The sequence below is a fragment of the Micromonospora humidisoli genome, from assembly GCF_016900955.1.
GTDB lineage: Bacteria > Actinomycetota > Actinomycetes > Mycobacteriales > Micromonosporaceae > Micromonospora > Micromonospora wenchangensis.
On record NZ_JAFEUO010000004.1, the window covers coordinates 258,629 to 271,144 of the forward strand.

9 protein-coding genes and 1 pseudogene are annotated in these 12,516 nt (G+C 73.4%); 7 read left to right on the forward strand and 3 right to left on the reverse strand.

The genetic code is table 11. The features are described 5' to 3' along the window. Positions 1-120: 120 nt before the first annotated feature. The 3 genes from JQN84_RS15990 to JQN84_RS16000 all read left to right on the forward strand — a co-directional run bounded on the left by JQN84_RS15990 (position 121) and on the right by JQN84_RS16000 (position 5,558). Positions 121-2,253, forward strand: a complete 2,133-nt coding sequence (locus JQN84_RS15990) for an MMPL family transporter (protein WP_204959171.1) — start codon at positions 121-123, stop codon at positions 2,251-2,253. A gap of 390 nt (positions 2,254-2,643) precedes the next feature. Continuing rightward, positions 2,644-4,512 carry a translational GTPase TypA gene (gene typA / locus JQN84_RS15995; RefSeq protein ID WP_088645075.1) on the forward strand — a complete coding sequence of 623 codons (1,869 nt, stop codon included), beginning with the start codon at positions 2,644-2,646 and terminating at the stop codon, positions 4,510-4,512. Positions 4,513-4,706: 194 nt separating this feature from the next. After that, positions 4,707-5,558, forward strand: coding sequence for a serine hydrolase (locus JQN84_RS16000; RefSeq protein ID WP_204959172.1), 852 nt, complete (start codon positions 4,707-4,709; stop codon positions 5,556-5,558). Between the two features lie 7 nt (positions 5,559-5,565). On the opposite strand, the gene JQN84_RS16005 is transcribed toward JQN84_RS16000, so the two are convergent. Continuing rightward, a complete protein-coding gene (locus JQN84_RS16005; protein WP_204959173.1) occupies positions 5,566-6,363 on the reverse strand; it encodes a tyrosine-protein phosphatase in 798 nt (265 codons plus the stop codon). Positions 6,364-6,407: 44 nt separating this feature from the next. Between JQN84_RS16005 and JQN84_RS16010 the strand changes: the two genes are divergently transcribed. Both JQN84_RS16010 and JQN84_RS16015 read left to right on the forward strand, forming a co-directional pair. Next, entirely contained in the window at positions 6,408-7,520 is a 1,113-nt protein-coding gene (locus tag JQN84_RS16010) for a mandelate racemase/muconate lactonizing enzyme family protein (RefSeq protein WP_204959174.1), read from the forward strand. A 61-nt stretch (positions 7,521-7,581) separates the two neighbouring features. Next, on the forward strand, positions 7,582-8,490 hold the full coding sequence (locus JQN84_RS16015; protein WP_204959175.1) for a C40 family peptidase: 909 nt from the start codon (positions 7,582-7,584) through the stop codon (positions 8,488-8,490). A gap of 52 nt (positions 8,491-8,542) precedes the next feature. Here JQN84_RS16015 and JQN84_RS16020 read toward each other — a convergent pair whose 3' ends face one another. Continuing rightward, the gene (locus JQN84_RS16020; RefSeq protein ID WP_204959176.1) at positions 8,543-9,541 is read right to left on the reverse strand and encodes a TerC family protein; all 999 of its coding nucleotides are present in this window, start codon (positions 9,539-9,541) and stop codon (positions 8,543-8,545) included. 467 nt (positions 9,542-10,008) lie between these two features. Between JQN84_RS16020 and JQN84_RS16025 the strand changes: the two genes are divergently transcribed. Both JQN84_RS16025 and JQN84_RS16030 read left to right on the forward strand, forming a co-directional pair. Further along, positions 10,009-10,302, forward strand: a complete 294-nt coding sequence (locus JQN84_RS16025; protein ID WP_204959177.1) for an antibiotic biosynthesis monooxygenase family protein — start codon at positions 10,009-10,011, stop codon at positions 10,300-10,302. Positions 10,303-10,780: 478 nt separating this feature from the next. After that, the gene (locus tag JQN84_RS16030; RefSeq protein ID WP_204959178.1) at positions 10,781-11,542 is read left to right on the forward strand and encodes an SDR family oxidoreductase; all 762 of its coding nucleotides are present in this window, start codon (positions 10,781-10,783) and stop codon (positions 11,540-11,542) included. A 108-nt stretch (positions 11,543-11,650) separates the two neighbouring features. On the opposite strand, the pseudogene JQN84_RS16035 reads toward JQN84_RS16030, so the two are convergent. After that, positions 11,651-12,508 (reverse strand): annotated as a pseudogene (locus JQN84_RS16035) (helix-turn-helix domain-containing protein); the annotation flags it as partial. Positions 12,509-12,516: the final 8 nt, after the last annotated feature.

The following is a 12,516-nucleotide window of genomic DNA, read 5'->3' on the forward strand; positions in this document are numbered from 1 at the left end:
CCCTGTCGCTGCGCCCGGTTGCAGCATAGAACAGCGGCGGATAATCTCGGTCATCAAGATACTCGAACGGCGGGCTATCTCCCCGTCGGCGTTTCCACCGACAGACCACGAGGGCCACCGATGTCTCTGTTCACCCGCGTCGCCCGCAGCCGGCTCGCCGCCTGGCTCACCGTGGCCGCCGCGATCGTCGTCGGCGCGGTCGTCTTCGGGCTCCCGAGGCCCGACAACCCCGCCCCCGTCTCGGCCACCGGCCTGTCCGTGCAGTGGCAGTCGACCCAGGTGGAACGCCTCCAGGACCAGCTACCCGACAACGACGTCCAACCGGCGATCGTCGTGGTCAGCCGGGACGACGGCAGCCCGCTGACCGACACCGACCGGGCCGCCGTCACCGACCGCGCAGGCGCGCTGGGCCGGCTCGCCGTCGGCGGCCAGGTCAGCCCGCCCCAGGTCTCCCCCGACGGCACCGTCGCGCTGCTCGCCGTCCCGCTGGACACCGCCGGCGGTCAGCAGGCCGTCGCCGACGAGGTGGCGAAGGTCCGCGACGCCCTCGGCGGCCTGCCCGCCGGGCTCACCGCCGCGGTCACCGGCGCACCCGCGTTCACCGCCGACCTGACCAAGGTCTTCGAGGGCGCCGACCTCACCCTGCTCGCCGTCACCGCCGGCGTGGTCGCCCTGCTGCTGCTGGTCACCTACCGCAGCCCGTTCCTGTGGATCGTGCCGCTGATCGTCGTCGCCGCCACCGAACAGCTCACCCTGCGGGCCGTCGACACCATCGTCCCCGCCGTCGGCATCAACCTCCAGGAGGGCGCGGTCACCGGCATCGCCAGCGTGCTGGTCTTCGGCGCCGCCACCGACTACGCCCTGCTGCTCATCGCCCGCTACCGGGAGGAACTGCGCCGCGACGAGGACCGGTTCGCCGCCATGCGCGCCGCCGTACGCCGCACCGCCGAACCCATCCTCGCCAGCGGCGGCACCGTCGTGCTCGGCGTGCTCACCCTGCTGCTGTCCGAGCAGGAGACCAACCGGGCGCTCGCCGTGGCCTGCGCCACCGGCGTCGTGTTCGCCATGCTCTCCGCGCTGTTCGTGCTGCCCGCCGTGCTGGTCATCTTCGGCCGGGGACTGTTCTGGCCGTTCGTGCCGAAGGTCGGCGGCCCGGCCCGGGAGGGCCGGCTGTGGGGCCGGCTCGGCACGGCCGTGGTCCGCCGGCCGCTGCCGGTCGCCGTGCTGTCCACCCTGCTGCTCGCCGGCCTCGCCCTGGGCGGGCTCACCCTGCGCACCGGACTGTCCGAGACCGAACAGTTCCGGGTCAAGCCCGAGGCGGTCGCCGGAGCCGAGACGCTGGCCCGCACCTTCCCCGCCGGCATCACCCAGCCGGTGGCGGTGCTCACCAACCCCACCGCCGCCGCCGAGGTCACCCGCACCGCCGCCGCCGTACCCGGGGTCGCCTCCGCCCGGCCCGGGGTGGCCGGCAGCGCCGTCGCCCAGGTCGACGTGGTGCTCACCGACGAACCGGGCAGCCCGGCCTCCGACCGTGCCGTCGAGGCGCTGCGTGACGCGGTGGCCGCCGTACCCGGCTCCGCGCCGCCGACCGTCGCCGGTGCCGAACCGGCTGAGGGGGCGCTCGTCGGCGGCACCGTCGCGGCCACCTACGACTCCGACGAGGCCAACACCCGGGACCTGCGGCTGATCCTGCCGATCATCCTGGTGCTCGTCTTCGCCGTGCTGGTGGCGCTGCTGCGCGGCCTGCTCGCCCCGCTGCTGCTGGTGCTCACCGTGATCGCGTCCTTCTTCGCCAGCCTCGGCGCGGCGTGGCTGCTCTTCGACCACGTGCTGGGCTTCCCCGCGCTCGACAGCGGGGTGCTCCTGCTGGCCTTCGTGTTCCTCGTCGCGCTCGGCGTGGACTACAACATCTTCCTGGTCACCCGGGCCCGCGAGGACGCCCGCGTCGCCGGCACCCGCGACGGCATGCTCTCCGCCCTGCGCGTCACCGGCGGGGTGATCACCAGCGCCGGCATCCTGCTCGCCGCGGTCTTCGCCGTCCTCGGCGTGCTGCCGCTGATCCTGCTCACCCAGATCGGCATCATCGTGTGCATCGGCGTGCTGCTCGACACGCTGCTGGTGCGCACCGTGCTGGTGCCGGCGCTGGCGTTCCTGCTCGGCGACCGGTTCTGGTGGCCCGGCCGGATCGACCGGGACGCCGACGACGACGCCGAGGCGGCCACTGCCGCGCCGGCCGTCGCCGCCCGGGACTGACCCGCCCCTCCGACCCGGTCGGGGGTCCCCACCTGCACCAGTGGGGACCCCCGGCCGTCGGCGTACCCGGGTGGATGTGTCGCCCGTCACGGCCGCACCGGCCACCGGGAGCAGTGCCCGGACGGGCCCGCACAGGCCCGCGTACGCTTAGGAGACCGACCAGCAGGGTCGACTCCCCCGGCACCGACAGACCGAAGATCACTGCGGCCTCGTCCGCGGTGACCGTCGCGACGACCAGGTGCCCGGCCGCCCCCGGGTCGGCCGGCCCGCCGGTGGGCTCGGCAGACCCGCCGCTGGCACGGCCGGAACAGCAGTTCCGGCACAGATCCGGGCGGTGACGGGACGACCCCGACATCTGCCCCGGCAACCGCAGACAGGAGTATGGAGGGTATGCAGCTTCGCACCGACCTCCGCAATGTCGCCATCATCGCCCACGTAGACCACGGCAAGACGACCCTGGTCGACGCCATGTTGCGGCAGGCCGGCGCCTACGGGGCCCGTGGTGAGAACACCGAGCGCGTCATGGACTCGATGGATCTCGAACGGGAAAAGGGCATCACCATCCTGGCCAAGAACACCGGCGTGCGCTACCTCCCGGCCGACGGCTCCGACCCGGTCACCATCAACATCATCGACACCCCCGGCCACGCCGACTTCGGCGGTGAGGTCGAGCGGGGCCTGACCATGGTCGACGGGGTGGTGCTGCTGGTCGACGCCAGCGAGGGCCCGCTGCCGCAGACCCGGTTCGTGCTCCGCAAGGCGCTCAAGGCGCGGATGCCGATCATCCTGGTGATCAACAAGGTGGACCGGCCGGACGCCCGGATCAAGGAGGTCGTGGACGACACCTACGAACTCTTCCTCGACCTGGACGCCGACGAGGAGCAGATCGACTTCCCGATCGTCTACGCCTGCGCCCGCGACGGCATCGCCTCGCTGACCCAGCCCGCCGACGGCTCGGTGCCCGACGACAGCACCAGCCTGGAGCCGCTGTTCCGGACCCTGCTCGATACCATCCCGCCGCCCTCCTACGACGAGGGCGCCCCGCTGCAGGCGCACGTCACCAACCTGGACGCCTCGCCGTTCCTCGGCCGGTTGGCGCTGTGCCGGGTACGTCAGGGCACCATCGCCAAGGGCCAGACGGTGGCCTGGTGCCGCACCGACGGCAGCACCCAGCGGGTCCGCATCTCCGAACTGCTGATGACCGAGGGCCTGGAGCGCAAGCCGGCCGACTCGGCCGGACCCGGCGACATCATCGCCGTCGCCGGCATCCCCGAGATCATGATCGGGGAGACCCTCGCCGACGCCGAGAACCCCATCCCGCTGCCGCTGATCACCGTGGACGAGCCGGCCATCTCGATGACCATCGGCACCAACACCTCGCCGCTGGTCGGCCGGGTCAAGGGCGCCAAGGTCACCGCCCGGATGGTCAAGGACCGGCTCGACAAGGAACTGATCGGCAACGTGTCGCTGCGGGTCCTGCCCACCGAGCGGCCGGACGCCTGGGAGGTGCAGGGCCGAGGCGAACTGGCCCTGGCCATCCTGGTCGAGCAGATGCGCCGCGAGTCCTACGAGCTGACCGTCGGCAAGCCGCAGGTGGTCACCAAGGAGATCGACGGCAAGACCTGCGAGCCCGTCGAGCGGCTGACCATCGACGCCCCCGAGGAGTATCTCGGCGCGATCACCCAGCTCCTGGCCACCCGCAAGGGCCGGATGGAGCAGCTGGTCAACCACGGCACCGGCTGGATCCGGATGGAGTGGCTGGTGCCGGCGCGGGGCCTGATCGGCTTCCGTACCGAGTTCCTCACCGACACCCGGGGCACCGGCATCCTGCACCACGTCTTCGAGTCCTACGAGCCGTGGTTCGGTGAGCTGCGTACCCGCAACAACGGGTCGCTGGTGGCCGACCGCTCCGGCGTGGTCACCCCGTTCGCGATGATCAACCTCCAGGAGCGCGGCCAGCTCTTCGTCGAGCCCACCACCGAGGTGTACGAGGGCATGATCGTCGGGGAGAACTCCCGCTCCGACGACATGGACGTCAACATCACCAAGGAGAAGAAGCTCACCAACATGCGGGCCTCGACCTCCGACGAGACCGAGAAGCTGATCCCCCCGCGCAAGCTCTCCCTGGAGCAGGCGCTGGAGTTCTGCCGCGAGGACGAGTGCGTCGAGGTGACCCCGGTCGCCGTACGCATCCGCAAGGTGGTGCTGGACCAGACCCAGCGCGGCCGGATGGCCGCCCGCCGCAAGCACGCCGGCTGACCCACCCGGGTCGCACCCGTTGCCACACCCCGCCTCACCCGGAGCCCCGGTCCGCCTCACCCGGACCGGGGCTCCGCCCGTCCCCCGCCCCGGGCCCGGCCGACTCCACCCGGGGGCCGCCGGGCCGCCCCGGCACCCTGCCCCGGGAGCCGCCGGGCCCTCCCGGCGGGCCGGATTCGGCTAGCGTCACGGGCATGACCTGGGATGACCTCGACGCCCGGCTGGACCGGGTGCCCGGCACCGTCTCGGCGTACCTGGGTAGGCTCGACGCCCCACCCACCTGGACCCGCACCCCCGACGCCACCCACTACGCGGCCAGCACCATGAAGGTGGCGGTGCTGCTGGCCCTGCACCGGGCCGCCGAAGCCGACCTCCTCGACCTGGACGACCCGGTGCCGGTGGTCAACGACTTCACCTCGGCCCGACCGGACGCACCCCGGTTCGCCTGCGTCCGGGCCTACGACAACGACGCCGCCGTCTGGCAGCGGCTCGGCGGGCGGGCCACCCCGCGCTGGCTCGCCGACCGGATGATCACCCGGTCCAGCAACCTCGCCACCAACCTGATCATCGAACTCCTCGGCCTGCCCGCCGTCGCCGAAGCCTGGCGGCTCGCCGGGGCCCGGCACAGCGTCACCGGCCGGGGCATCGAGGACGCCGCCGCCCGGGAGGCCGGCACCACCAACCTGGTCACCCCCGCCGACCTGGCCGCCCTGCTCGGCGGGCTGGCCCTCGGCGCGACCCGGCCCGGCCCGCTGGCCACCCCGGCGGCCTGCGCCGCCATGGTCGACGTGCTGCTGGACCAGCGCCACCGCGAGGACCTCGCCGCCGGGCTGCCCGCCGGCACCCGGATCGCTCACAAGAACGGCTGGGTACGTGGCCTGCGGCACAGCGCCGGCGTGGTCCTGCCCGACGACGCCCCCGCCTACGTGATCGCCGTCTGCGCCACCACCGACCCCGCCACCGCGCCCGACGACGCCGACGCCTGCCGGCTGCTGGCGGAGGTCTCCGCGACGGCCTGGGCCGCCCGGCACGACCTCACCGGCTGACCGGCGCTCAGTCCAGCAGGTGGGTCCGCAGGGCATCCCGGAGCTGCGGGGTCACCCCCAACCCGTCGGCCAGGTACGCGTCGAACGACCCGTGCCGGCGGCGCACCTCGTCGTAGCCGGCGTCCAGGTACTCGGGGCGTACCTCCAGCACCGCCCGGGCCGTCTCCGGGTCCAACTCCGGCCGGCGCCGCAGCATCGCCGCCAACGCCTCCCCGCGCAGCTCCACCGTCAACGCGTTGTGCCGCAGGTAGTCGGCCCGGACCGTCTCCTCGTCGACGCCGAGCGCGGTGAGCAGCACCACCGCCAGCCACCCGGTGCGGTCCTTGCCCGCCGAACAGTGGAACAGCAGCGGCAGGTTGACCGGGTCGGCCGCCAGCCGCACCGCACGGGCGAACCCCTCCCGGGCCACCGCGCCGCTGACAAACCACCGGTACAGCTCCCCCATCGCCACCGCCGCACCCCGCCGGGCCGCCTCGTCGTGACCGGTGAGGTCGTGACCGAGCAGCACCGCCGACAGGTAGCCGAACCCCGGGTGCGCCGGGTCGAGCACCGGCAATCGGACCAGGTAGGGGTCCCCGACCAGCCGGTTCGGCGGGGCGGACGCCATCTCGGCGTCGTCGCGCAGGTCCACCACGCAGGCCGGGGCGAGCCGGCCCAGCACCGTCAGGTCGGTCTCGGTCAACCGGCCCAGCGCCGGGGTGCGGATCAGCCGGCCGGGGCGCACCCGCCGACCGTCACGGGTGGGGAGTCCGCCCAGGTCACGGGCGTTCGGCGCACCCACCAACGTCCAGCTTGCCACAGTCATCGGCGCGACTCCTTCGGTGACGACGTGCGTATAGGGTGCCGCACATGACGATCGCCGCGGTACGCACCCACCAGCTGTCCGCGCCGCTGCACACCCCGTTCGTCACCGCGCTGCGGCGCACCACCACGGTGGAGACCCTGGTGGTGGAGGTGACCGACGCCGACGGGCGGTCCGGCTACGGCGAGGCCCCACAGGTGTGGCAGGTCACCGGGGCGTCGGTGGCCGGCGCGGAGTCCTGCGTGCGCGACGTGCTCGCCCCGGCGGTGCTCGGCCGGGACCCCGACGACGTGCTGGCCCGCTGCGCCGAGGTCGCGGCGGCGGTGGCCGGCAACGAGGCGGCCCGGGGCGCGCTGGACGTGGCGCTGCACGACCTGGCGGCACGGCGGCTCGGCGTACCCCTGGTGCGGTTGCTCGGTGGGACGGCGCTGCGGGTGCCGACGGACGTGACGCTGGCCGCCGGGGCCGGCGCGGACCTGGCGGTGGCCGCCCGGCAACGGCGCGACGAGGGCTTCGACGTGCTGAAGCTCAAGGTCGGCACCGACCCGGCGGGCGACCTGGAACGGGTCCGCGCGGTCCGGGCGGCCGTCGGCCCGCAGGTGCGCCTGCGGTTGGACGCCAACCAGGGGTGGACGCCCCGGGAGGCGGTCCGGGTGATCCGGGGCGTCGAGGACGCCGGCCTCGACGTGGAGCTGGTCGAGCAGCCGGTGGCCCGGTGGGACCTGGACGGCATGGCCTGGGTCGCCGACCGGGTGGACGTGCCGATCCTCGCCGACGAGGCGGTGTTCGGGGTACGGGACCTGGTCGCGGTGATCCGGCGGCGGGCGGCCGACCTGGTCAACGTCAAGCTCGCCAAGTGCGGCGGTCTGCGCCAGGCCCGGACCCTGCTGGAACTCGCCCGGGAACACGGGCTGGGCACCCTCGTCGGGTCCATGATGGAGACTCAGGTCGGGGTCGGCGCGGCGGCCAGCCTGGCCGCCGCCTACCGGACCAGCGCCGTGTCCGACCTGGACGCCGCCTGGTGGCTGGCCTGGTCACCGGTGCACGGCGGGCTGCGGTACGAGGGCGCCACGGTGGTGCTGCCGGACGCGCCGGGGCTCGGCGTCACCGCGGTGACCACAACTCCGGAGAACGAAACTAAGATTCAGCACCGAGGTTGATGATCGCAGATTTTCTTCCTATGGTCCGGATGGGGCACCGACACGTGAGCCGGAGGTCGACGTGAAGTTGGAGCCGGGCCGCGAGGCCCTCGTCCGGGTGGCCGTCGCCACCCTCTGGACCGACCCCGGCGCGACCCGCCCGGTCGACCGGCCCGCCCTGGCGGTGCCCTCGGACACCGACGGCTGGATCACCGGAATGGACGCCAACCAGCGGGTCGGTGACTGCGTGCTCAGCCAACTGCTGCTCGGCGAACGGGTGCTGGTGACCGCGCTGCACCCCGACGGCTGGGCCCGGGTCGTCGCCGTGCAGCAGGCCGCGCCCCGGCTCGACCCGCGCGGCTACCCCGGCTGGCTGCCCGCCGCCCAGCTCGCCCCGGCCACCCCCGACGGCGGCCCGGCCGGCCCGCTCGTCGTCGACGCCGTCAGCACCGGCCTACGGGTCGCCCCCGCCGGCCCGGTGGCCCTGCCGGGGGTCGTCCTCGGCACCCGGCTGCACCCGGCCGGTCCCGCCGTCGACGGGTGGCGGCCGGTACGGGTACCCGGGCGGCCCGATCCGCTGTGGGTCCCCGAGGCGGACGTCACCGACCTTCCGGCCACCCCGCCGACCGCCGACGACGTGCTCGCCGTCGCCACCCGGCTGCGCGACGTCGCGTACGTCTGGGGTGGGCTCTCCGGGCACGGGATCGACTGTTCCGGCCTGGTCCACCTGGTGTGGCGACGGCTCGGCGTGACGCTGCCCCGCGACGCCGACGACCAGGCGGCGGCCACCACCCCCGTGCCGGCCGGTGAGGAACGCCCGGGCGACCTGTACTTCTTCGCCCGACCCGGGCGGGGCATCCACCACGTCGGCCTGGTGACCGCCGGCCGGGGGCCACGGATGCTGCACGCCTGCTACCGGCAGCGGCGGGTGCTGGCCGAGCCGCTGCCACCCGACCGGGTCGCCACCCTGGTCGGCGCGCACCGGGTCTGAGCGGCGACGGGCGTCACCGGCAGTGCGGTGACGCCCGTCGGTGGCACTACGGTCAGCGACGCGCCTCGGTCAGCTCACGCCGCCGGTCCCGGGACGACTTGACCAGGCTGGCCACCGTCGCCACGGCGAGGCAGCCGATGATGACCGTCAACGACAGCCAGATCGGGATGTGCGGGGCCCAGCCGATCGGCTCACCACCGTTGAGGAACGGCAGGTTGTTGTCGGCCAGCGCCTCCAGCACCAGCTTGACGCCGATGAAGCCGAGCACCACGGCCAGGCCGTAGCTGAGGTAGATCAGCCGGTCGAGCAGCCCACCCACCAGGAAGTAGAGCTGACGCAGGCCCATCAGCGCGAAGACGTTCGCGGTGAAGACCAGGTACGGCTCCTTGGTGATCCCGAAGATCGCCGGGATCGAGTCCAGCGCGAAGATCAGGTCGGTGGTGCCGATCGCGATCATCACCACCAGCATCGGGGTGAACAGCCGCCGGCCCGCCTCGTGGGTGGTGAGCTTCGCGCCGTCGTAGTCCCGGGACAGCGGCAGCGCCTTGCGGCTCCACCGGATCAGGACGTTCTCCTTGAACTCGTCCTCCTCCGGCTCGCCCTGCCGGGCCAGGTTGATCGCCGTGTAGATGAGGAACGCGCCGAAGATGTAGAACACCCAGGAGAACTGGGAGATCAGGGCCGCACCGGCGGCGATGAAACCACCCCGCATGACCAGGGCCAGCACGATGCCGATGAGCAGCACCTTCTGCTGGTATTTCCGGGGCACCCGGAACCGGGCCATGATGATCACGAAGACGAAGAGGTTGTCCACCGAGAGGCTGTACTCGGTGAGCCAGCCGGTGTAGAACTGGCCGGCCACGTCGCCACCGGCGGTGACCCACAGCCCCGCGCCGAACAGCAGCGCCAGGCCGACGTAGAAGCTGACCCAGAGGCTCGACTCACGGACGCTGGGCTCGTGCGGCCGACGACCGATGATGAAGAGGTCGGCGAGGAGCACCGCCGTCAGTGCGACGAGGGTTCCCGCCCACACCATTCCGGACACGTTCAATCCATTCCTCCGGCAGACACGCGGCGTCGGGCACACCGTACGCCGCGTGACGGCGAGGTGGGCGACGACGCACACACTGGTGACTGTCGGAGGTCTCTTCCGCCAGCGACCCGCAGGCGGGGCGCTGACCGGCGGAGCCGGGTCGAGCTGTCGGGGGACGCTCGACCGTGCTGACGACTCCGTCGCGGGGGAATACTCCCCTCCTCGGCCGCCATTGTTCACCATCGAGGGCTGCGGGCGCATCTCCTGCGGCGTGCATTGCCGGCAGCATCACGTTCCGACGCCAGGCCGACACCCCGGGCCGGGTCGTCCGTTCCGCTTTTTGCCTGCTCCCGGTGTTCGGTGTGCCGGACCGCCGCGCGCCGCGCCACACCGCGCAAGGCGTCCTAGGAGGCTAGGTGTAGGCGGGTGGGTGACCGGTCGCCCCGGCACACCACCGACGCGCCGCTCCGTGGCAGGCTGTCAGCATGGTGCTTGAGGTCGCGCTCATCGACGTACTGCCCGGACACGAGGACGATTTCGCCGCCGCCTACGCGCAGGCGCACGCCATCATCGTCGCCGCCGAGGGATGCCGCTCGGTCCGGATGACCCGGGGCATCGAGTCCCCCTCCCGGTTCGTGCTGCTGGTCGAGTGGGACTCGGTACAGGCCCACGAGGACAACTTCCGGGCCACCGAGGCGTTCGACAGGTGGCGGGCGCTGATCGGCCCGTACTTCGCCGGCCCGCCCCGGGTCGAGCACTTCCTCGACGTACCGGCCTGAGCCGGCCCGGGAGCGCGTCCCCGCCGCCGGGCAGCCTTGCGTCGACGTTCCGGCGGCCGTCCGGCAACTTCCCGAAAAAATCCACCTTGGTCGATCAGATTCTGTCGTACCCCCGGGTTACCGTGCGGCGCACGCGCGGCAACCGGCCCTGACACGTTCGGGGGTGCCGGGTCCGGTGGTCGCGCGGCGAAACCCCCTGGCCGCCGGCGGTCCGGCCACCGGCCCGACCCCGTCGCGCGCCACCGTCGGCCACCCCCGGCGGTGCGCCGACGGGAGTGGCACACACGGCGGGGAGTCGCCGCAGGTCCGCCCCCAGGCGCACCGCCGACGCCGCCCCACGATCGGCTCACCAGCGATGCCCCGCCCGATGGCGCACGGGGCGACAGACCTGCGGAGACGTACGCGGGATGGGCGGTCGGAGGCCGCCGTGCGGGGTTAATCCGTGGCGTCGGGACCGACCGTCCGGTTGACTGCCCGGATGACCGCACGGGTGTTCCTGGTGACCGGGGTGAGCCGACGGGTCGGCATCGGCGCGGCAGTCGCCCGCACCCTCGCCGCCGACGGGCACCGGCTGTTGCTGACCGGGCTACCCGGCTACGACGAGGCGCAGCCCTACGGCGGTGATCCGCAGGGCGTACCGGCGCTGCTGGCCGAACTGGGCGACGCCGCCGCCCACACCGCCGCCGACCTGCTCGACCCGGCCGCCCCGGCCGCGCTGGTCGCCGAGGCGGTACGCCGGCACGGCCGGCTCGACGGCGTGGTGGCGGCACACGCCTACTCCACCCGCACCAGCCTGGGCGGGTTGGACGCCACCGAGATCGACCGGCACCTGCTGGTGAACGTGCGGGCCACCCTGCTCCTGGCCGACGCGTTCGCCACCGCCTTCACCGCCGGGTCGGGCGGGCGGTTGGTGCTCCTGTCCAGCGGCCAGCGCCTCGGCCCGATGCCCGACGAGTTGGCCTACGCGGCCAGCAAGGCCGGGGTGGAGAACCTCGCCACGCAACTCGCCCCGGTGTTGATGCCCCGGGGGATCACCGTCAACTGCCTCAACCCCGGGCCGACCGACACCGGTTACGCCCCGCCCGAGGCGCACGCCGCGGTGGCGGCACTCTTCCCGTCCGGGCGTTGGGGCACCCCGCAGGAGGCCGCCCGGTTGGTGCGGTTCCTCTGCTCACGGGAGGCGGACTGGATCACCGGCCAGGTCATCGACTCCGAGGGTGGCTTCAACCGCTACCGGTGAGCCCGGACCGGCCGCCCGGCCACCGCCGTCCAGGCTCGGGGGCGCAGTCCCGAGGGCCTCCCGACCGTCGCCGCCGCTCGCGTCGTCCACCGCCGGCCCGGCGGTCAGGGCGGCGACCCGGCGGCGGAACAGTTCCACCGTCTCCGCCGTGCTGAGCGCGGCGGCGGACAGCCAGCCGGTCATCCGGTCGTAACGACCGACGTCCACGTCGGAGGCCAGCCGTACGTCGGTGGTCAACGCCTCCAGCATCACCGTGCGCGGATCGGCCGGGTCGGGGAACGAATAACAGGAGAAGGCGGTCAACGGGTACGCCCCACCGCGCGGGGCCGCCGTCCCCGGCACCACCCGGATGGTGACGTGCGGCAGCTCGGCGAGGGTCAGCAGGTGCTCCAACTGCTCGTGCCAGACGTCGGCGGGCAGGCCGGCCGGGTCGCAGACCCGCTCGTCGAGCAGGGCGGTGTAGTGCGGCGGTTCGGGGCGACGCAACAGCCCCTGCCTGGTGAGCCGGGCCCGCAGGTCGGCCTCGACGTCGACGTCCGGGTGCAGCAGCCGGCCGGCCGTGATCCGCAACCTGGCGTAGCCGGGTGCCTGGAGCAGGCCGGGCAGCACCGTCGGCTGGTACTCCACGATGGTCGCCGCGCCCGCCTCCAGCTCGGCGTAGGTGCGCTGCCGCTCGCTCATCTCGCCGAGCGCCTTCCACCAGCCGCGCCCGGTCGCCGCGTCGCGGGCGATGACGATCAGCGCCTCACGCTGCGGCGACGGGACCTCGTAGATGTCGAGCAGGTCGAGCACGTCGGCCAGGTCGGGTCGACTCTGCCCCAGCTCGATGCGGGACAACTTGGAAGTGGAGGCCCAGCCCAGCCGGGCGCAGACCTGTTCCAGGGTCAGCGCCTCCCGTCTGCGCAACTGGCGCAGCTCGGCGCCGAGCCTCGCGCGTCGAATGACAGGACTCGATGACAATGGCATCCCAGCCT

Bases quoted from the DNA above. Each gene is read 5' to 3' on its own strand.
- typA (WP_088645075.1), top strand. From the start codon at position 2,644: ATGCAGCTTCGCACCGACCTCCGCAATGTCGCCATCATCGCCCACGTA.
- JQN84_RS16025 (WP_204959177.1), top strand. From the start codon at position 10,009: ATGGTGCTTGAGGTCGCGCTCATCGACGTACTGCCCGGACACGAGGAC.
- JQN84_RS15990 (WP_204959171.1), top strand. From the start codon at position 121: ATGTCTCTGTTCACCCGCGTCGCCCGCAGCCGGCTCGCCGCCTGGCTC.
- JQN84_RS16030 (WP_204959178.1), top strand. From the start codon at position 10,781: ATGACCGCACGGGTGTTCCTGGTGACCGGGGTGAGCCGACGGGTCGGC.
- JQN84_RS16005 (WP_204959173.1), bottom strand. From the start codon at position 6,363: ATGACTGTGGCAAGCTGGACGTTGGTGGGTGCGCCGAACGCCCGTGAC.
- JQN84_RS16000 (WP_204959172.1), top strand. From the start codon at position 4,707: ATGACCTGGGATGACCTCGACGCCCGGCTGGACCGGGTGCCCGGCACC.
- JQN84_RS16010 (WP_204959174.1), top strand. From the start codon at position 6,408: ATGACGATCGCCGCGGTACGCACCCACCAGCTGTCCGCGCCGCTGCAC.